Below are 20,965 nucleotides of genomic sequence, written 5' to 3' on the forward strand. Positions count from 1 at the left end.
GTGATGGACCATGACAAACGGTAAAATACCGGAAGAAGTCATAGATGCTGTTCGAAAGCGTCATGACATTGTGGAAACGGTCGGGAAATATGTTCATCTCTCAAAGCAAGGCAAATATATGAAGGGGTTGTGTCCGTTTCATTCGGAGAAAACGCCTTCGTTTACGGTTACGCCGGAGCTGCAGATTTTCCATTGTTATGGCTGTGGCAAGAGCGGCAACGTTATCCGTTTCGTAGAGGAGATGGAAGGTTATTCCTTTCCTGAGGCGGTGAGAATTCTTGCGGAAGAAGCGAATATTCCCGTTACTTGGATGCAAGAGGGCGGAAGAGGACCGGCAGTCGATCCTGACCGCCTGAAGCTTGTCGAAGCGCATGAGCTGGCCACTAAATTTTATCATTACTTGCTGAACAATACGAAGCAAGGGGACGGAGCCAAGCAATATTTGCGCGATAGAGGGCTGAATGATCGTTTAATCGATCATTTTATGATCGGTTATGCGCCGGAGGAATGGGATGTACTGACTCGTTTTCTGACGGGGAGAGGGTTTGACCCTGTATTGCTCGAAAAGGGCGGATTGCTGTCGGCCAAACATGACGGAAGCGGATATGTGGATCGGTTTCGCGGCCGCGTTATGTTTCCTTTATGGGACGGCAACGGCAAAGCTTCGGCCTTCGCCGGGCGGATTGTGACGGAGGGTCAGCCGAAATATTTAAATTCCCCGGAAACGATGCTGTTTACAAAAAGCAAAATGCTTTATAATTTGCATCATGCAAAGCCCGCCGTTCGTAAAAGTAAACAAATTGTATTATACGAAGGCTTCATGGATGTCATCCAATCTTGGAACGCCGGTGTAAAAAATGGAGTGGCGACGATGGGCACGGCGCTGACGGAGGAGCATTGCTTTATGTTAAAGCGGCTTGCCGATACGGTCTTGCTCTGTTACGACGGCGACGATGCTGGTCAAGCGGCCGCCTCCAAGTCCATACCGCTTTTGGAAAAAGCCGGGCTCAAGGTGGAGATCGCCATGTTGCCAAAAGGAAAAGATCCTGACGAATTTATAAATGAGCACGGACCAGACGCTTATTTACGCGAAATTATGGACGAGCCCGTTTCTGTTACAAAATTTAAGCTTATATATTCTAGGAAAAACCATATACTGCTAAAAGAAGAGGGTCGCAAAAACTATCTGATGGAAGCAGTAGGAATCGTGGCGGAGCTGGATTCCTCAACGGAGCGTGAAGTTTATTTGAAGGAGCTTTCCCGTGAATTCGACATCTCGCTGGATTCGCTTAAGCAGGATTGTCACGGGATTAGAACGGAACTTCAAAAAAAGGGACCGCAAAGGGATAATAACGTCAATTCGTGGAATAATGGTAGGAATGAAAAGCGCCGTAAGCCCGGAGCGCCTAAACTTCTGCCGGCTTATGCGTACGCGGAACGAAGATTGCTGCATGTCATGATGCGGGATCGGGAAGTGGCAGGAGCTGTTCACGAACGAATTGGCGATTCCTTTAATGTAGAGGATCATGCAGCGCTTGCTGCTTATTTATATGCTTATTATGCAGGCGGTTACGATCCGGACGCCGCCCGGTTTATTGAAACGCTGAGTGACGATCGTTTGGAGGAAACAGCGTCATCCATCTTGATGATGGATGGGGATTTTCCTTTTGATGAATCGATCATGGAAGCTTACATTGAATCGATTTTGAAAATGCCGCAGCTTCGGATTGTTGAAAGCAAAAAAGAAGAAATGGTACGTGCCGAGCGTGCTGGCGACGCCTTATTGGCAGCGCGATTAGGTCTTGAGATTATTGCCCTAGAGAGACAACTGAAAGGTTGACCTCGTGAAGTTCTAGGGAGGAGGGAGTCGGAATATGGCGAACGATCAACATACGGAACTGGATACGGAACAAAAGCTGGATCAGGTCAAAGACCAGCTTATTGAGCACGGAAAGAAAAGATCCTCCTTGACGTATAAAGAAATTATGGAGAAATTATCTCCTTTTGATCAAGATCCGGAACAGATTGATGAATTTTTTGAGCAGCTTGACGACCATGGTATCGAGGTGCTTAACGAAAGCGAAGAAGAAAACCCGCTCCGAGCTTCCAGTGAGGAGACAGAGAGGGAAAGCGACGATTTTAATTTCGACGACGATCTAGCGTTGCCGCCAGGCATTAAAATTAACGATCCGGTTCGGATGTATTTAAAAGAAATTGGGCGTGTTCCGCTTCTTTCGGCGGATGATGAGATTGAACTTGCCATTCGGATTGAAAATGGGGACGAGGAAGCGAAACGCAGGCTCGCGGAAGCGAATCTACGGCTCGTGGTCAGTATTGCGAAGCGTTACGTAGGTAGGGGAATGCTGTTCCTGGATCTAATTCAGGAGGGCAATATGGGCCTTATCAAAGCAGTTGAGAAGTTCGACCATCAAAAAGGCTTTAAATTCAGTACGTATGCGACTTGGTGGATTCGCCAGGCCATCACGCGCGCGATAGCCGATCAGGCTCGCACCATCCGGATTCCGGTTCATATGGTGGAGACGATCAATAAGCTTATTCGCGTATCCCGTCAATTGCTGCAAGAGCTGGGGCGCGAACCAACTCCAGAGGAAATTGCGGTTGAGATGGAGCTCAGCACGGAAAAAGTAAGGGAAATTATGAAGATCGCGCAAGAGCCGGTATCCCTGGAAACGCCAATCGGCGAAGAGGACGACTCTCATTTGGGCGATTTTATCGAGGATCAGGAAGCTCTGGCTCCTGCCGATGCTGCAGCTTATGAGCTTTTGAAAGAGCAGCTTGAAGATGTGCTTGATACGTTAACCGAACGGGAAGAAAATGTATTGCGTCTTCGCTTTGGTCTCGATGACGGCCGTACAAGAACACTTGAAGAAGTGGGCAAAGTATTCGGCGTCACACGTGAGCGGATTAGACAAATTGAAGCAAAAGCGCTTCGGAAGCTTCGTCATCCAAGCCGAAGCAAACGACTAAAAGATTTCCTCGAATAATAATGAATGGACTTAACGACCTTACTGCTCTTGCAGCGAGGTCTTTTTTCCAATGTGCGCATATATCGGGAGCGGGAGGAAGCCGGCTATATGAATCAGGAACGCAAGCAAACCATTGTTCGAGAAATTGATTATTGGCGGCGAAGCAAGCTGCTGCCGGATCAATATTGTGACTTTTTGCTTAATCTGTATTCGGACCCAGAAGAAACGCATCGGCCCGCCACATCGGAAGGTACGGTTGGCAAAGCGATTGCTGCCGTACAGAAGGCGACAGGAAAACAATGGTTTCTTACATTTGGAACTTTTACCTTAATTTCCTTCGTTGTGCTTTATTTTAGCCGTTTTCATCCTGCAATGCAAATAGCCGTCGTAGCAGCCGGAGTAGGGGCTTTTTTATGGGCGGGAATACGAGCGCGCAGGCGCAGCGAGGCATTAGGCTTGACGCTCACCAGCGCTGGAATGATGCTGCTTCTGGGAGGCGGGCTTCATATGCTCGAATTGCATGAGCTGCAGCACTGGGGCTGGAGGATGGGGCTTCTCGGGTTATGCGCTTTATTTTGGATCGTTTACGGCATTTTGGCGAAAATTCACGTCCTGCATTTGTGTGGTTGGCTGACAGCTCTGCTTCTTTACGGGTGGATGCTTTACAAGTTTGCGGATACGAAAGTATGGTATGAGGTTCAATTGTTTTGGATGCCGCTCGCTATATTGTTTGGATGGAGCAGTTGGTTTTTTCATCGATGGACAAAAGCCGTTTCGGCCGTTTTATTTGTGACATGTTCGCTCGCATGGTTTATGCCGGAACTGTATACAATTGTCGTTTTACAGGACTTAGCTTGGCTGCAACTGCAGCTGTTAATTAAAATCGCAATTGGCGGAGGTTTGCTCTTCGCCCTGCGCAAACAATGGATGGTGTGGGTAGCATAATGATTAAATTGTCCAAACGTCTGCAAAGGATTGCGGATTATGTAACTCCAGGGAGCCGGGTGGCGGACATTGGTTCCGACCATGCGCTGCTTCCCGTATATTTGCTGCAAAACGGCGTCAGCCCTTCAGCTATAGCGGGGGAGCTGAACAGCGGTCCTTATATGGCCGCCAAAAAACAGGCCGCAGACGCTGGCCTAACCGCAAGGCTCTCTGTTCGTCAAGGCAACGGACTGGCCGTGCTTGGGAAGGATGAAGCCGATACGATCACGATAGCGGGGATGGGCGGCAGCCTAATGAGCGGCATTTTGGAAGCCGGTTTTCAGGATGGCAAGATGGAAGGCGTAACAGAGCTGGTGCTTCAGCCAAACGTTGGCGAAGACGAGGTCAGAGCTTGGCTGCTCGACAAGGGCTGGAAGTTGAAGGCGGAATCCATTTTGGAGGAAGACGGAAAAATATACGAAGTGCTTCACGCCCGCAAGGAAAACGGTGCAAAGGAAGCGAACGCAAGCTTGTACAGTGCGGAGTTTCTTGGCTTGACTTCGTGGGATCAAAGCATGCTGCATTCGGTACTGCTTCGAATGGGGCCGTATTTGCTCCGTCAGCCAACTGAGGTTTTGCTGAAAAAATGGAGGCTTGAGCTGCAAAAGCTAGAGCGGATTACAAAACAGATCGGCACATCGGAGCTTCCGGAAGCGGAAGAAAAAAGGAAGCAGTTTCAAGCGGAAATGAAAAGAATCGAGGAGGTGCTTGCATGCTTATCAACGGAGCTGCGTTAGTACAGCTGATGGAGCAGCTAGCCCCGAAACATTTTGCGGTAGAAAACGATAAAATAGGGCTTCAATTAGGCACTTTAAGCAAGCCGATTTCCAAAGCTCTTATTGCGCTTGATGTGACGGATGAAGTGGTGGAGGAAGCGATAGCGGCAGGTGCCAATCTCATTATTGCCCATCATGCTATTATTTTCAGGCCGCTCGCCAAGCTGGATACTTCGACTCCCGCAGGAAAGCTGTATGAAAAGCTGATCAAAAACGATATCGCGGTTTATATTTCGCATACCAATTTGGATGTCGCCGACGGGGGCATTAACGATTGGCTCGCGGATCAAGCGGGTATTGAAGAGAAAGGCCGTGTTTGCTTAGAGGAAGTCCATACCGACAAGCTGTTCAAGCTGGTCGTGTTTGTGCCTGAAAGCCATCACGAAGCGGTTTTAGAAGCGATCTGGCGAACAGGGGCCGGTGGAATCGGCAACTATGACAACTGCAGCTTCAATATTAAAGGAACGGGAACGTTCAAACCTGGAGATGGAAGCCAGCCCTTTATCGGCAGTCAAGGCAAGCTGGAAAAGGTGGATGAGGTTCGAATTGAAACGATTGTGCCTTTTAGTATTCACCGCAAAACGGTCAGTGCGATGCTTAAAGCACATCCTTACGAGGAAGTGGCCTACGATTTGTATCCAGTCGATTTAAAAGGCAGATCGTTTGGGCTTGGACGCAGCGGCAAGCTGAAACAGCCCGCAACTTTAGGCGAACTTGCTGAAAGGCTGAAAACGGCGTTTGACGTGCCGATGATCCGAGTGGTAGGCGACCTTGATCGGCCGCTCCGCAAGGCGGCTGTCCTTGGCGGCTCTGGAGCGAGATACGTCCGACATGCGATATTTGCAGGCGCGGATGTCCTTATAACAGGCGACATCGATTACCATACAGCTCATGATGCGCTTGCGGCAGGAATGACCATCATCGACGCAGGACATAACATCGAAAAAGTGATGAAGCAGCAAGTGGCGGACTGGCTGAATGCAAAGCTGCAAGAAGGAAAATTTTCGACAGAGGCGATTTATTCCAAGCTTTCGACTGAACCGTTCCAATTTATTTAGAAATAATGGAAATGATCTACCAAAACAGGCAGAGCTCAAGGGTTGAGCTTTCCGGCCAAACCTTGTATACTTAACCGTGCATCGGAAAGTTTGACAGACAATCGCTGGCAGCCTTGTTGCTGCGAGAGGAAAGTCCGGGCTCCACAGGGCAGGGTGCTGGATAACGTCCAGTCGGCGCGAGCCGAAGGATAGTGCCACAGAAATGGACCGCCGATGGCCGCTTTACGCGGCACAGGCAAGGGTGGAACCGTGGTGTAAGAGACCACGAGGAGCTTAGGTGACTATGTTCCTGGTAAACCCCATCTGGAGCAAGACCGAGAGGACGCCGCAGCTTTAGAGGCTGCAGCCTTAGCCCGAGGCGCGTCCGGGTTGGTTGCTGGAGCCGTTCAGCAATGTACGGCCTAGATAGATGATTGTCGCTTCACAGTGGGAGGGTCGTTCCCGTTTACACCACTAGAAGTACAGAACCCGGCTTACGGCAAACTTTCCGCACGACCTACACTTCTTAAACAATAAAGGACGCCCGCCATCCTATGATGGCTGAGCGTCCTTTTTGCTTATTTCGTGTTTATCCGTTCCAATTTACGTTTAATTTGCTGTGGAAAAGTTTGAAGCGCTCCGTTATAGGTGGACGCTGTTTTCAGCGCTTGCACAACATCGATTTCACCATGACCGAAATATTTATCTTTCCCGGTTTGCCCAAGATCCCGTGAAGTAACCCGCATAATTTCCATCACTTCTTCGTTTGTAAGCTCCGGATTGACGGAGCGGATCAAGCCCGCCAGCGCGGCCACATGGGGGCTAGCCATAGAGGTGCCCGACAATGCCGCATACTGGCTCCCAGGATAGGTGCTTGCGATGCTGTCCCCTGGCGCGGCTACGTCAATGTAGTCGCCGTAGTTCGAGAAGGAAGCTTTTTCTTTTTTGTTGTTGGTTGCGCCTACCGCAAATACTTCCGGATAAGCGGCAGGATAGCCGGGACGCTCCGTATTGTCATTGCCGCTTGCAGCAATAAGAACAACATCCCGCTCATACGCATATTTGATGGCGTCATGAAGGAAGTCGGCTTCGGCATAGTTGCCAAGGCTCATGTTGATTACTTTTGCCCCGTGATCAACTGCCCATATAATGCCTTGAGCGACGGAATAAGTGGAACCTGCTCCGCTGCTGTCAAGCACTTTGACCGGCATAATTTTGTTGAACCAGGAAACGCCGGCTACGCCTTCTCCGTTATTGACGGAAGCACCAATGATCCCGGATACATGTGTGCCGTGGCCGACATCGTCTTCAGGCGCTTGATCCTTGCTCACAATATTGGTGCCGCCAACGAGCCTGCCTTTTAGATCGGGGTGATTGCTTTGAACGCCGGTATCGAGAACGGCAATAATGACGCCTTCGTTTCCTTTAGATACGCTCCAGCCCTTCTCGGCTTCAATGGACGGCAAATTCCACTGATATTGGGAATACAAAGCGTCATTCGGAATAATAGGAGTAGCGGCGTCGCTGGATTCATTTGTCAAATACAAATAATGCGGCTCGGCAAAACGAGGGTTCCATTTTTGCTGAAAATAATGGATGAGCTCTTTCGTTTCCATTCGTTTCGAACGAAAGACGTAAGTATCCCCGATTTGCTGATGCAATTCCATGTCGATGTCCTTTCGGATCACGTCCATATCCCTGTTGGTCAGCGGCTTCGAAAAATGGACGACAACATCGCGAACGTGGTAGTGGCTTGCATTGCCGTTGTCTTCACCGGTGCGAACCGTTGTATCGATTGTGGAATTCGGTTTTACGGATTCGATTCGGTAATTGCCTTCGGCAGGATAAGGAATAAGTCTTAAGTTTCGTTTTTGGTGCAGTTCAACCGCTTTGACGATATCCTGTTTGACTACGCCGACGACGGAACCTCCTGTTTCCTTAGTGCCCGGCACGCCAAGGACGATGTAACGGCTTCCGTCGGCGGCTATGAACGGCTGTGATTCATAAGACGCGCCGCTCGCCGTTTTGGCTTTGGCCTCTTTGACGTAGCCTGCTGCGGCATCATTTTTGGAAGGGGGCAGTTTCCCGCGATGCACATTTTTGCCGTTAGCCATCCAATGAATATAACCGATATGAGAATGCTCCTTCATAAGGGCTTCGATGGAATCCGTTGCTTTTTCGGAAGATTGGCCGCTGCGGGATAAAATATGGTTAAAGTCCTTTTTGCCCTCAGTCGCCATAAGCAGCGCCGTAGCGTTCATATCGTTTTGCAAAGCGGCGAGCTTCAGCTTTTGCTCGTTGTGAACCGGTTTTGGAGCGGCTTGATGGATTTCCTTTTTTTGATCGGGCGCAAAAAACGGCGTAGCCGGTATAAGCAGCGCCGCAACGGCAATGACGGTAAATGCGGTTATCCAAGTTGATTTTTTCATGCGGCATCCTCCTGTTTAACCTTTAGCGGGTCAAAGGTTCTTCGCCTTAGAATCCGAATTTGGACAATAAATTATGCGGCTATTTCTTGAATCATCAGTACCGTTTCAATGAAATTTGTGGTACGATGTTGGTGTTTATAGTTTTTTTGTTTGGAATTAGGAAAGGGGATCTACCACCATGCCGTCGACGAATGTAAAGGCGCTGACTGAATCCACGCGCGAAAAGCTAAAAGAAGCCGTAGCACAGCTAGAACCATTCTTAAATGAACATGCTTTGCCCGGGCTGACCGGAGAAGACAAAAGCGAAAATGCAGCACTATTTTATAAAGGTCTGCTTTCGGATCTTAGACATCTACTCGTTTATTCGGAAGTATCCGTCGAAAAGATGGGTGTATTGCTAAGAAGACCTAATTTCGACTTGGAATATGGAGAGCGCGCTCTTTACGAAGTTTATCACAACTGCGTAAATGCTTTTTTCTATCCGAAAAACGAGTGCTACTCCGAGGACGGCCGCTATGCGTACACAGGTCAAGACGCCATCCGTTTCAGATACAAGCCGATTCGCGAAGCGCGCAATGTAGTGCTTGGCGTATCGAAAGTGTTTGAAGAGCTACGCGACGATTTGTCCTATTATGAAAGCGACTATATGACGCAACGCCGCATGCAAGGACAAAAATAAGGCAGAATGAATCACTTCCGCTCGAGGGACAATGAGTAGCGGAGGTGATTTTTTTATGCCAAAAGGCGTAACCTGCAGCGTATCCAATTGCAGCTTCTGGAAGGAAGGCAACAACTGCGGCGCAAATGCGATTCAAATTGATATCGATCAGCATGCCTCCGAATCGTTTGACGCGGAGTTTGCCGCAGACGATCTCGGTTTGTATCATCAGGATCAAGCCGTACAGTCCGCAGCGACCTGCTGCCACACCTTTAAGCCGAAGGAGTGAGGGCAATGGATCACATGAGAGACAACGAAGAGGAGTATCGCCGAGGGAACAAAAAAGAATTCGAGCGAAGTTATGCTCCAACAAACAGCGGACAGCCTAACCAAATGGCCAATGTAAATGAAGAGATGGGCGCCGATTTTGCTTACGGCTTGCCGACCACTCATGTGGAACGGATTGCCGGCAAATATTCGGACGAGGAGCTTCTGGAGACACAGTCCTCCGGCACTGCGCTAGGCTGGGTTTCCCTTATTTTCGCTATTGCGTCTTTGTTTATTTGGCCCGCGCTTCTTGGTATTACCGCAGCTGTGCTGGGCTATATTGCTTATCGTCAAGGCGCCAGAGGCATCGGCGGCTGGGCTATAACGATCGGACTTGTAGCAGCGGCATTGAATCTTGTTCTCGTTCCCCTTTATTTCGCTTTTACCTAAATCGTTCCGTGAGCCCCAACCCGATATCGGGTTGGGGCTTCCTTTTGCTTTCGAAGGGGCCGAAATCGGTGTATGATAGAAGAGATAGATTTTAAATTATAGAGCTTTCTGACTGGGAGGGAAGAAACGCTGTGGTCATAAACATTGATAACGTAAGTTGGGAGCGGGGAGAAGAGACTATTTTGCGCGGCGTCAATTGGACGGTGCAGCAGGGCGAGCATTGGTGTCTTCTTGGTTTAAACGGCTCGGGGAAAACGACGCTGCTGAACATGATTAATGGCTACATTTGGCCAACTTCGGGCTCTATTAGCGTGCTTGGACATAAATTCGGAGAATACGATTTGAGAGAGTTAAGAAAAAGCATTGGCTGGGTCAGCACGTCGTTGCAGCAAAAGCTATACGGCAGCGAAAAGGCGCTGCAAATCGTATTAAGCGGCAAATTTTCGACGATTGGCGTATATGACCGCATTGAGGAAGAGGATATCGGCAAGGCCATTTCGCTGATGACGTCTTTGGGCTGCTCTTCTTTGCAAAATAGAACCTATGATACGTTGTCCCAAGGTGAGCGACAGCGTGTTTTGATCGCCAGAGCGCTCATGAACAATCCTAAGCTGCTTATATTAGACGAGCCGTGTACCGGCCTCGATTTATTTGCGAGAGAATCGCTTCTGTCGATGATTGATTCCGTTGCCGCGAGCGATTCGGCACCGACGCTTATTTATGTAACCCACCATATTGAAGAAATATTGCCCTGCTTCAAAAAGACGCTTTTGCTAAAAAGCGGGCAAGTGTTTGCGGCCGGCCATACCGATGAAATGATGACGGTGGATGGAATGAGCGGATTTTTTGACGTCCCCGTCCATATCGAACGGCAAAACGGAAGGCACTGGCTTTCGGTTAGAGGGGAAGCATGGAAGTAATCGTCTTGGAAAAGCCCGCGGCAAAGCTCCGCCGGTTCGGTCATTGGGTTGCTAGGCGCTACCGGCTTCGTTATGTCCGGGAAAGCTTTGTCACCCGTTTTGCATCGGGCGGGGCTATTGTTGCGGGGATGATTGCGATGGGGATCGCTGCGCTTGGCATGCCGACAGGACTTGGCGTGTGGGCAGATTTGCTCATGCTTATAGGAGCTAATCTATTATTGATGTTGATAGCGGTTTATATAGCAGCTATTCTTCTTTCTCTGCTGTATGTGCCGCTGCCGCGCGGACTTACAGCCGCTTTTCTTTATGTTGGCGGGCAGGTTGCCGTTACTTTGAGGTTTATGGAGCTCGATCTTCTTTTGTCGATCGGGCTTGGTGCTTTGTACAGCGCTGTAGCGATCGGAGCAGGGCTAGCGCTTGCTCTTTTATGGAGACGGAATTGGGGGCGGGGCAAAGTTTGGCTTGCCGTCATTGGAGCTGCGGTTATAGCTTCCGTTTATTTGACTGCGGGTTTGCAAGTTCAACCTGCGGCTCTTCCGGTGCGTGAGCCTTCCACTGTCGCTTCCCACGAACCTTTGCCAGTTCAAGGAGTCGAAGCAGAGGATCCTTCGCTTCCTGGCGATTATTCATTCCAGACATTCACGTACGGCAGTGGAACCGATCATCGTCGAGAGCAGTTTGGGGAGGGAACGGATGAAGTAACCTCTCCTGTTGACGGATCGAAGTATATTCAGGACTGGCCCAAACTCAAAAGGCTGTTCTGGGGATTCGACCAAACGGCAATGCCGATAAACGGTACCGTTTGGATGCCCGAAGGAGAAGGACCTTTCCCGCTAACTCTTATCGTTCATGGCAATCATCTTATGGAAAATTTTTCGGACGGCGGGTATGCTTATTTGGGCGAGCTTCTAGCCAGCAGAGGATTTATTGCAGTTTCCGTAGACGCCAACTTTTTAAATTTTTCCGTTTGGTCGGGCATTCCGGATGACGATATGAAAATGAGGGCTTGGCTGCTCCTCAAACATTTGCAGCAAATACAAACGTTGGATCAAAGCGGCAAGTCCGTTTTTTCAGGAAAAATAAGTTGGGATCAAACAGCGTTGATTGGTCATTCCCGTGGAGGGCAAGCCGCTGCGATGGCAGCCGACGCCAAGGGATGGTTCCATGACGATAAGACGCTTGACTCTTTGCAAGAGGTTTCTATTGAATCTGTTATTTCCATTGCTCCAACGGACAAAAAGGTAGACGATAAGGCGGCAAGGCTGCGCAATGTCAACTATTTAACGATACAAGGGGCGATGGATGCCGACGTCAATACCTTTTACGGCGACCGGCAATATAATCGAACCGAGTTTGATTCCGGCACAGAACAATTTAAAGCCTCGTTATATATTGCAAATGCCAACCACAGCCAATTCAATACCGATTGGGGTTCGATGGACGAAAGTCTTCCTGGAGGGTTCCTGCTCAATCGAGAAGGGTTGCTGGCGGCGGAAGAGCAGCGGCAAATTGCGAAAGTGTACGTATCTGCGTTTTTGGAAGCGACACTTCACGGCAAGGCTGAATATAAGGCTTTATTTCAAAATTATCGTTCGGGATTGCAGTGGCTGCCTGAAACCCGCTATCAAAGCCGGTATATGGATGCAAATATGAAACCGATAGCGAAATTTGAAACCTACGATGGAATGATCAAAAATACAAAAACAGATAAAATGAAGCTTGCAGGAAAAGAAGAGGCTATGGACCGCGATGGGATTGAAAAAGGAACAAGCGGCATGGCTTTGCAGTGGGAAAGCCGAGATGCGTCGTTTGAGATCGAGCTTGCGGAAAGGGCTGCCGATTCTTTAGGCGATTGGGATGAAGGAAGTTTGGTTTTTTCCTTAACGAATTTGGAGTTGGAGCTAACTGCGGATAAAGCAGGCGTCCTGCTTCCGCCATTGCCGCAAATCGAAGTGGCGATTACCGCTTCTTCAGGCGAGCGGAGGCTGGCTAAGCTTGAAGATTTCATACCTGCGGCAGAGCCGGCATACACTTCTTTTTTATCGGCCGGTTTTTTGGAGCATCGAATAAGCGATAATAAATTTAAGAACCCGGTGGAAGCCGTATATCAAACTTATATCATTCCTATTGAATCCATGCGGCCGGATGAGGCCGCTAATCAAAATGAGCTGGCGGGGGATGGCGATGCCATCAGCCGAATTGAATTTCGCTTTTTGACTGGCCGCGGCAAAGTGATGATTGATGATATCGGAATATTGCCGAAGGAGGGCACTCATGTCGATTACAAATGAAACTTTATTGGAAGAGCAGCAGCGCGTAGAAAACATCGCCGGCCTGATCCGAAGACGTATTCACACTTTATCGGAACGTACCGGAGGGATTAGGGGCGAAATGGTCGATATTCGCCGAAATTTTTGGGATGACGTCACCGTCAACTTTGAGGATGCGGCTGAAACGGCCGAAACTTATGCCAGCATGAAGCAGCAGGCCGAGCTGCTGTCGGAGCGGGAGCGCAACTTCCGGCATATGGAGGCTCAGCTTGCTACGCTCTATAAATTGCAGCATACCCCATATTTTGGACGGATTGATTTGGCCGAGGAGGGGCAAGCGGAAGGGACCGCCGAACCGATTTATTTAGGGATCGGATCGCTTATGGACGATACAGGCGAGCAATATTTGGTTTACGACTGGAGAGCGCCTGTATCAAGCCTCTATTACGATTTTGGGCCGGGTCCCATCTCTTATGAGACACCAGGAGGGACGATTCAAGGAGAGATGACGCTTAAGCGTCAGTATATGATCCGGGACGCCGTTATTCGCAGCATGTTCGACACGGGGGTAACGATCGGCGACGAGCTTTTGCAAGAAGTGCTTGGCAAAGCGTCGGATGCCGCTATGAAAAGCATCGTCGCTACGATTCAGCAGGAGCAAAATGCGATTATCCGAAATGAACGGGCGAGGCTTCTGATCGTTCAAGGAGCGGCGGGCAGCGGCAAAACTTCGGCTGCATTGCAGCGTGTCGCCTATTTGCTTTACCGCTTTCGAGGCACTTTAAGCGCGAATCAAATCGTATTATTTTCACCAAATCCAATGTTCAACAGCTATGTGTCGACAGTTTTGCCAGAGCTTGGCGAACAAAATATGAATCAAACGACGTATCAGCAATATTTGGAGCATCGGCTGCGCAAGGCATTTACGCTTGAGGACCCGTTCGCCCAAATGGAATATACGCTTACGGGCACTAGCGATCCCGGCTACGAAAACCGTCTGGCAGGCATTAAGCTGAAGTCTAGCGCTTCCTTTATGAAGCGGATTGACGCTTATGCGGATGAGCTGGGCAAGGAGGGGCTTGTGTTTAAGCCCATTGTCTTTCGCGGCAGAACGCTTATTTCGTCGAAAGCGATGGCGGAGACGTTTTATAGCTTCGACGCATCCGTTTCGATTCCAAACCGCATTCGTTCATTAACGGTTTGGATGCTCAAGGAATTGACGGTACTCGGCAAACTGGAGCGTAAGCAGCAATGGGTGGACGAGGCGATCGAGCTGCTGGATACGGAAGCTTATGTGGAGGCCTATCAAGCTCTGCGCTCGCGAAACCGTTATACGGAGCATTCTCATGATGATTTTGACCGGGAAAGAGATTATTTGGCGGCAGCTGTCGTGCAAGAGCAGTTTAAAAAGCTGCGCAGAAGAGTAAAGCGGGGACTGTTTCTAGATGTGCCGGCCATCTACAAAGCTTTGTACCGCAAGCCATTGGATTGGGACGCTAAGTGGACTTCCAGCTTTGACGCAAGTGACAAGGAAGCGTTTCAAACGCGCTGGGGAGGAATTTGCGAAGGGACTTTAGCTATGCTTGAGGCAGGCACTATGCCTTATGAAGACGCAACTCCTTATTCGTATCTGAAAGAGAAGCTGGAAGGTTTCCATACCAATACTACGGTCAAACATCTGTTTATTGACGAGGCTCAAGACTATTCGCCGTTTCAGCTTCATTATTTGAAAAAAATATTTCCGAACAGCAAATTTACGCTGCTTGGCGACTACAATCAGTCGATCTTTGTCCATTCTGGCTCAGGAGAAGCGTTCCATGGCGCTGGGGGCTTGTTCCAGGCCGAGGAGACGGAAGCGATCACCCTGCTGCGCAGCTATCGCTCAACCCGGCAGATCGTTGAATTTACGAGCGCTATGATTGAGGGCGGGGATAAGATTCAGCCGTTTAACCGGAACGGCCTCGCGCCAACGGTAACGGAAGCGGAGCATCCAGAGGAACTCTTGGCCCTTGTGGCGAACCGGGTAAACGAGTTAAAGGGCGAGGGATACGAATCTATTGCGGTCATTTGCAAGACAGCCGAAGAAAGCGAAGCTGTGAGCCGCAAGCTCAAGGAAACATTCCCCGATATGAGGCTGATTGCAAAAGAAACGGTTACTTTCGAAAAAGGGCTGGTTGTCATTCCTGCTTATTTGGCCAAAGGCGTTGAATTCGACGCCGTTGTGGTTCCAGACGCTTCTAGGGAGGCATATAGCCGGGAGAGCGAAAGAAAGCTGTTCTACACCGCATGTACTAGAGCGATGCATGAGCTGCATCTTTTGTTCAGCGGGGAAAGGACGCCTTTTCTGAAACCGATCGCGGCAAGGGAGACTATTTCCGAATAGACGGCCATATTTCGTTAACATCAACTTTAAGCTCCGAGGCGATCAGCTCTGCTGTCAGCCTATGGGGCTTTTCTATTTTCCCGTTTCTGAGCTTGGAAATCGTTTGCATGGAAATGCCCGTTGCGGCGGACAGTTGGCCCGCCGACATATCCCGCTTGGCCATCCATATTTTCAGCTTCATGCCGGAGTCTACTTCTTCTTCGTCGCGCGGACGCAAATCCCAAATGACAAAGGCCACTTCATTGCAAATGCCGTAGCCGTTTAGAATAGGGGAAAATGTAAGCTCCAGCTCCAGCTCAACGCCGCTAAGTTTGCTCGTATTCATCGTAATGGTTTGATCCTGTTTCAGATGGGCGGTTTCGTTAATTAAAGCCATGATCCGTTCCTGCTCGTTTTCGGCAATAAAATGCAGCAACGTTTCGTCCTCTTTTGCGAATTCCGGCTCAAGTGTGAGCGGCGCAAGCCGATCCTGCAAGAAACGGATATGCAAATGCCGATCCACAACACCACTGATGAGCACTTTGCCTTTTTCAAGCTGCCGATTGATCCAATGGAATGCGGTTAAGTCCTCCGCAATAAGGAGCGATCTTCTCCAATCGTCCTCGCCGCTTTGCGGCAGCGGCATTTGTTCGATTCGAACGGAAACTTCCCTGAAGGGCCAAGCAAGCCTGATTTCGCTTTTAAGTGTGCGTCTGTCCATTTCGATGGGATAGCTGGCTTTAATAAAGGGACTATTTATCGCTTGAAGGTACGGGCGCTCTTGACCGACGAGGTTTAGAAAAGCTTCATTTGCGTCGTCGATTCGTACTTCTCCGTTTCGTTCTTTCAGGATAAGCATAGGCTGATCCAGCATCAGAAAGATTTGTTGATGAACGGACACCGATGCGCCTCCTCGTTTTGCATTGTTCACATATAGAATTGAATTAATAAAGTATATAAGAACGTCATATCATGTACAAGCATCAATAACTGGTGCAAATTCATCTTATCTTCATTTTGTTTAATAATTTAAACTTAGAAGCCGAAAGCGGTCCAATTGGACGTAAGGAGCGCATCTGGCTGAATTAAGTCCTTCTAATGGACGCACAGCGGGCTTTATTCCTTTCCCGTTTCCCGATAAAATGATGGCGAGCCTTCACCTTGCCGTGGAATGGCAGGCGTATGCTCTGTTTGCAAACAGGGAGGAACTTCAAGTGGATAGCTGCAATATTGAAAACTGTTTAAAACCGATTAAAGCAAAAGGGTTGTGCGCCATGCACCATCAAAGAATGCTTCGACACGGTGATCCGAACACCGTAAGGCCTAGACGTGTCAAGATTCCTATCAGATGCAAGTGGGTCAATTGCGAAGGACTTGCGGTAACTAAGGGATTTTGTTCAAAACATTACTATATCAACCGTGTGATGAAGACAGTTTAGTGCTATCCTCACTTAAAAATAACGTCGAAAAGTAAGGTTTTATGACACCAACATACAATTCAATGTTAAATTTTATGAAAATGGACTGTTTCTTTTTCAAAGAAGGTTGTATAATGGGCTAAATCCTTTCCAAGGTGGTGAAGCCCATATGGTGGAGACAGTCCCTTACGGCTTGTCCCAAGAGGAGCTTTATTTATTTAATCAAGGCCATGCGCATCACAGCTACCGGTTTATGGGGGCGCATCCCATGCGCTGGAACGGGGTGAAGGGCGTTCGTTTTGCGGTATGGGCTCCGAATGCTGAGGCAGCCTCCGTTATCGGCAGCTTCAACGATTGGCATGGCGAATGCCACGTGATGATGCCTGTCGGAACGACCGGCGTCCATGCTTTGTTTGTCCCCGGCATCGAAGAAGGGGAGCTGTACAAATACGAATTGACCGCGAAGGATGGAACGATGATTCGCAAAGCCGATCCGTACGCTTTTTATTCAGAGCGTCGTCCGGGCACGGCTTCTATTGTGGCGGATTTGAGCCGTTATGAGTGGGACGATGCCAATTGGCTGGCGGAGAAAGGCTCGGCAGTCCCTTACGGCAACCCGCTGCTCATTTATGAAGCTCATGCAGGCTCGTGGAAAATAAAAGGCAAAGAGCTTTTTTATACTTACGAAGAACTGGCGGAGGACCTGGTGCCTTATGCCTCCGTTATGGGATATACCCATATCGAGCTGATGCCGCTTATGGAACATCCGCTTGATCAGTCTTGGGGTTATCAAATTACCGGCTACTTCAGCGCAACAAGCCGTTACGGCACACCGCACGGATTGATGCGCTTTGTGGATCGATGCCACAAGCATGGCCTAGGCGTCATATTGGACTGGGTGCCGGGCCATTTTTGCAAAGACAATCATGGACTGCGCCTATTCGACGGGACGCCCCTGTTTGAAGGATGGGATTTGCACCGTGCGGAGCTGCCGCTATGGGGGACGCTTTCTTTCGATTTTTCACGACGGGAAGTGTTCAGCTTCCTAATTTCAAATGCGCTTTTTTGGATGGACCTCTACCATATTGACGGACTGCGCGTAGATGCCGTCGCCAATATGCTTAATCTACATATGGATAAACCTTCCCACATGCACACCTACAACGAACTAGGCGGAAGAGACAACCTAGACGCTCTTCGCTTCCTCAAAAAACTAAACGAAACCGTTTTTCATTATTACCCCAACACTCTAATGCTCGCAGAAGATTCTTCCGCTTGGCCGGCCGTTACCGCTCCTACTTACAGGGGAGGGCTTGGATTCAACTTTAAATGGAATATGGGCTGGATGAACGACATGCTTCGTTATATGGAGCTGCATCCGGCTGACCGCAAGCATCACCATCATTTAGTGACGTTTTCGCTATGTTATGCCTACTCCGAAAACTTTGTCTTGCCCCTGTCTCATGACGAGGTAGTACACGGCAAACGTTCTCTGCTTGGAAAAATGCCGGGCAGCTATGAGGAAAAGTTCGCCCAGCTGAAACTTTTTTATGGTTATTGGATGACTCATCCCGGCAAAAAGCTGCTGTTTATGGGCGGGGAATGGGGCCAATACGACGAATGGAAGGACGGGGACATGCTGGATTGGATGGTGCTGGACTATGACTCCCACCGAACGATGCTGCATTACGTGAAAACGTTAAATCATCTTTACCGAGACTTGCCTCCTCTATGGGAAAAAGATTGCGACCCGTATGGCTTCGAATGGATTGACGTTCATAATGCGGAGCAATCTGTCATATCTTTTATCCGTCGCGGCCGATCAAGCTGGGTGGTCTCTCTGGTCAACTTTTCCGGCAACCATTATACGGATTTCCGAGTCGGCGTTCCTGAAGCGGAACAGTACCGCGTTCTTTTGCATAGCGGAGACGAACGGTTTGGCGGATCGGGGGAAGATGCAGACATCAGCCTCGACAGTGAAGACATCGAATGGCATGGCCGCAAACAGAGCATAACGATTCAATTACCCCCCTTTACATTTTTGCTTCTAGCTCCGCAGACGGGGGACACACTTTAAGAAGGAGTTGGTGTCCATGGGCCGTAAAGAAATGATCGCAATGCTTCTGGCAGGAGGCGAAGGAAAGCGGCTTGGCGTGTTGACTAAGGATTTGGCCAAGCCTGCCGTCTATTTTGGCGGAAAGTACCGTATTATCGATTTTACGCTAAGCAACTGTGCCCACTCCGGCATCGATACCGTAGGTGTCCTTACGCAATACCAGCCGCTGGAGCTGAATCGCTATTTAGGAATCGGCACGCCGTGGGGGCTTGACAGAAGGGATGGCGGGATGACGATATTGCCTCCATACGTTAAGCAAAAGGGCGGAGTTTGGTACAAAGGCACGGCTAATGCGATTTATCAAAACATGGCTTTTATCGAACGTTACAATCCGGAGTATGTACTGGTCATTTCGGGCGACCACATTTATAAGATGGATTACGACGCTATGCTGCAGCATCACAAGAGAACCGAGGCCGATCTAACGATCGCAGGCATCGGAGTGGACTGGAAGGAAGCGAGCCGGTTTGGCGTCATGCATGTAGATGACGAGGACCGGATTACCGCTTTTGAGGAAAAGCCGAGGAACCCGACGAGCAATATCGCTTCCATGGGTGTTTATATTTTTACATGGAAGGCGCTGCAAAAATATTTGATCTACGATGAGGCAAGCCGCACGTCCAGCCACGATTTTGGCAAAGATATCATTCCGGCCATGATGCGGGACGGTTTGCGCCTTCATAGCTATCCGTTCAAGGGATATTGGAAAGATGTCGGCACGATTGAATCGTTATGGGAAGCGAATATGGATTTGATTGCGGACGAACCGTCCCTCGATTTGTACGACCCGGAATGGCGCATTTTTTCCGTCAGTCCGAATAAGCCGGCTCAATTGTCAACGGCATCCGCGGAAATATCGGCTTCGTTTGTAACGGAAGGCTGCATGCTGGAAGGGGTAGTCGAGCGGTCCGTATTGTTTTACGGAGTACAAGCGGGGAAGGGAAGCTACATATCGGAATCGGTTGTGATGCCGGGCGTGCGGATTGGCGAAGGAGCGCAAATTTACCGCGCCATCATCGGTGAAGGGGCAGTAATTCAATCCGGCGCCATTATTGGCGATCCGAACGAAGCGTCGATTACCGTTGTCGCCGTCGATCAATATGTCGCCGTAGACCATCATTTGCTGGAGGTGGAGTCGTCATGAAGCATAACGTGCTCGGTGTCATCAATTTGATTCACGAAACAGATGAATTGGAGCGTCTTACGCAAGGACGCTGCCTAGCGACTGTTCCGTTCGGCGCTAGATACCGGTTAATCGACTTTGTATTGTCCAGCATGGTCAACTCCGGCATTAGCAAAGTGGCGGTGTTCGCCCACACGAAATATAGGTCGCTCATGGACCATTTGGGTTCGGGGAAACATTGGGATTTGCAGCATCGCCAAAGCGGGCTGTTTATACTTCCCCCAGCTACGGACGACATTCAGGAAATTAGCCGCGGGGACTTGTACCATTTTTATCAGCATCGGGACTATTTTAACCGCTCTTCCCTAGAATACGTCGTCATTACGAGAAGCCATATGATATGCAACGTCGATTTTGATGCGGTCATCAAATGCCATTTGGAGAAGGAAGCGGACATTACGGTCGTCTGCAAGCGGCAGGCGGAGCCTGTCTCAGGAAAAGCGCGCAAAATAAAAATGGCGGACGATGGCCGAATTACAGCTATTCAAGACCATTACGGCAGGCTCGTCAGCGACGTCCATTCCATGGAAATGTATGTGATGCGCAAAGATTTGCTGATGGAGCTTGTGGAAACGTCGCTCGCCGAGGGGCAGGATCATTTGGTGCGTCACGCTATTTTTTCGAGGCTGGGCAAGTTGAAGGTGTATGGATATGAATACGAAGGTTACTTGGGAGTGGTCAATACGCTCGCCAGCTACTATGAGCATAATATGGCTCTGCTAAATCCCGAGGTGTGGAAGGAGCTGTTTTATAAGCCTGGTCCGATCTATACAAAGGTGAAGGACGAACCGCCTACCCGGTATGCAACGGAATCTAAAGTGACTCATTCGCTTGTGGCGAACGGCTGCCGGATTGAAGGGACAGTCATTAACAGCATTTTGTTCCGGGGAGTCCATGTGAAAAAAGGAGCCATCGTCAAAGACAGCATCATTATGCAAAACGGACAAGTTGGAGAAAACAGCTCAGTTCATTACAGCATATTGGATAAGGATGTGCTTGTGGAAGAAGCCAGAGATATTCGTGGAGTGGAAGGTTCTCCGTTTCTTGCAGGCAAAAAAAAGATCATATAAGCGCGCTATAGGGGACTACCGTTCTTTAGGAGGCCAAT

The 20,965-nt window shown here is 49.3% G+C and carries 16 protein-coding genes and 1 other RNA gene; 15 read left to right on the plus strand and 2 right to left on the minus strand.

All coding sequences use genetic code 11. The features are described from left to right. The first annotated feature begins 10 nt into the window (after positions 1 to 10). The 6 genes from dnaG to rnpB all read left to right on the plus strand — a co-directional run bounded on the left by dnaG (position 11) and on the right by rnpB (position 6,296). On the plus strand, positions 11 to 1,840 hold the full coding sequence (gene dnaG, locus ACFQZE_RS01945; protein ID WP_379353093.1) for a DNA primase: 1,830 nt from the start codon (positions 11 to 13) through the stop codon (positions 1,838 to 1,840). Positions 1,841 to 1,874: 34 nt separating this feature from the next. Further along, positions 1,875 to 3,005, plus strand: a complete 1,131-nt coding sequence (gene rpoD, locus ACFQZE_RS01950) for an RNA polymerase sigma factor RpoD (protein ID WP_379353095.1) — start codon at positions 1,875 to 1,877, stop codon at positions 3,003 to 3,005. A gap of 90 nt (positions 3,006 to 3,095) precedes the next feature. After that, entirely contained in the window at positions 3,096 to 3,932 is an 837-nt protein-coding gene (locus tag ACFQZE_RS01955) for a hypothetical protein (protein ID WP_379353097.1), read from the plus strand. Then, on the plus strand, positions 3,932 to 4,708 hold the full coding sequence (locus ACFQZE_RS01960) for a tRNA (adenine(22)-N(1))-methyltransferase (protein ID WP_379353099.1): 777 nt from the start codon (positions 3,932 to 3,934) through the stop codon (positions 4,706 to 4,708). Before ACFQZE_RS01955 ends, ACFQZE_RS01960 begins: the two co-directional genes overlap by 1 nt. Continuing rightward, the gene (locus ACFQZE_RS01965; protein WP_379353101.1) at positions 4,684 to 5,805 is read left to right on the plus strand and encodes a Nif3-like dinuclear metal center hexameric protein; all 1,122 of its coding nucleotides are present in this window, start codon (positions 4,684 to 4,686) and stop codon (positions 5,803 to 5,805) included. Before ACFQZE_RS01960 ends, ACFQZE_RS01965 begins: the two co-directional genes overlap by 25 nt. Positions 5,806 to 5,890: 85 nt before the next feature. Beyond that, an RNA gene (gene rnpB / locus ACFQZE_RS01970) (RNase P RNA component class A) lies at positions 5,891 to 6,296 on the plus strand. Positions 6,297 to 6,362: 66 nt separating this feature from the next. On the opposite strand, the gene ACFQZE_RS01975 is transcribed toward rnpB, so the two are convergent. Beyond that, complete coding sequence (locus tag ACFQZE_RS01975) at positions 6,363 to 8,213, minus strand: S8 family peptidase (RefSeq protein WP_379353103.1); 1,851 nt, start codon at positions 8,211 to 8,213, stop codon at positions 6,363 to 6,365. A gap of 178 nt (positions 8,214 to 8,391) precedes the next feature. Between ACFQZE_RS01975 and ACFQZE_RS01980 the strand changes: the two genes are divergently transcribed. From ACFQZE_RS01980 to helD, 6 genes are all read left to right on the plus strand, one after another. Beyond that, positions 8,392 to 8,892: a YpuI family protein gene (locus ACFQZE_RS01980; RefSeq protein WP_379353106.1), complete on the plus strand. Its 501-nt coding sequence runs from the start codon at positions 8,392 to 8,394 to the stop codon at positions 8,890 to 8,892. Between the two features lie 55 nt (positions 8,893 to 8,947). Further along, positions 8,948 to 9,160: a DUF1540 domain-containing protein gene (locus ACFQZE_RS01985; protein WP_379353108.1), complete on the plus strand. Its 213-nt coding sequence runs from the start codon at positions 8,948 to 8,950 to the stop codon at positions 9,158 to 9,160. Between the two features lie 5 nt (positions 9,161 to 9,165). Continuing rightward, positions 9,166 to 9,588, plus strand: coding sequence for a hypothetical protein (locus tag ACFQZE_RS01990; RefSeq protein WP_379353111.1), 423 nt, complete (start codon positions 9,166 to 9,168; stop codon positions 9,586 to 9,588). Between the two features lie 131 nt (positions 9,589 to 9,719). Further along, the gene (locus ACFQZE_RS01995; RefSeq protein ID WP_379353113.1) at positions 9,720 to 10,508 is read left to right on the plus strand and encodes an ABC transporter ATP-binding protein; all 789 of its coding nucleotides are present in this window, start codon (positions 9,720 to 9,722) and stop codon (positions 10,506 to 10,508) included. After that, a complete protein-coding gene (locus ACFQZE_RS02000; protein WP_379353115.1) occupies positions 10,499 to 12,799 on the plus strand; it encodes a poly(ethylene terephthalate) hydrolase family protein in 2,301 nt (766 codons plus the stop codon). The genes ACFQZE_RS01995 and ACFQZE_RS02000 overlap by 10 nt, the downstream gene beginning before the upstream one ends. Beyond that, positions 12,783 to 15,161, plus strand: a complete 2,379-nt coding sequence (helD, locus tag ACFQZE_RS02005; protein WP_379353117.1) for an RNA polymerase recycling motor HelD — start codon at positions 12,783 to 12,785, stop codon at positions 15,159 to 15,161. Before ACFQZE_RS02000 ends, helD begins: the two co-directional genes overlap by 17 nt. Here the strand turns inward: helD and ACFQZE_RS02010 are convergent. Next, complete coding sequence (locus ACFQZE_RS02010) at positions 15,148 to 16,041, minus strand: helix-turn-helix domain-containing protein (protein WP_379353119.1); 894 nt, start codon at positions 16,039 to 16,041, stop codon at positions 15,148 to 15,150. The two genes, helD and ACFQZE_RS02010, sit on opposite strands and share 14 nt — an antisense overlap. Positions 16,042 to 16,727: 686 nt before the next feature. Here ACFQZE_RS02010 and glgB point away from each other — a divergent pair. Genes glgB through glgD form a run of 3 tightly spaced genes read left to right on the plus strand, consistent with a single transcriptional unit; the run spans position 16,728 to position 20,927 of the window. Continuing rightward, positions 16,728 to 18,635, plus strand: coding sequence for a 1,4-alpha-glucan branching protein GlgB (gene glgB / locus ACFQZE_RS02015; RefSeq protein WP_379353121.1), 1,908 nt, complete (start codon positions 16,728 to 16,730; stop codon positions 18,633 to 18,635). 16 nt (positions 18,636 to 18,651) lie between these two features. After that, positions 18,652 to 19,818 (plus strand): glucose-1-phosphate adenylyltransferase, encoded by a 1,167-nt coding sequence (locus ACFQZE_RS02020; protein WP_379353124.1) that lies wholly within the window; start codon positions 18,652 to 18,654, stop codon positions 19,816 to 19,818. Further along, on the plus strand, positions 19,815 to 20,927 hold the full coding sequence (gene glgD / locus ACFQZE_RS02025; protein ID WP_379353126.1) for a glucose-1-phosphate adenylyltransferase subunit GlgD: 1,113 nt from the start codon (positions 19,815 to 19,817) through the stop codon (positions 20,925 to 20,927). The genes ACFQZE_RS02020 and glgD overlap by 4 nt, the downstream gene beginning before the upstream one ends. Positions 20,928 to 20,965: the final 38 nt, after the last annotated feature.

Origin of the sequence: Paenibacillus sp. GCM10027627 (assembly GCF_042675505.1) — a bacterium.
GTDB lineage: Bacteria > Bacillota > Bacilli > Paenibacillales > Paenibacillaceae > Pristimantibacillus.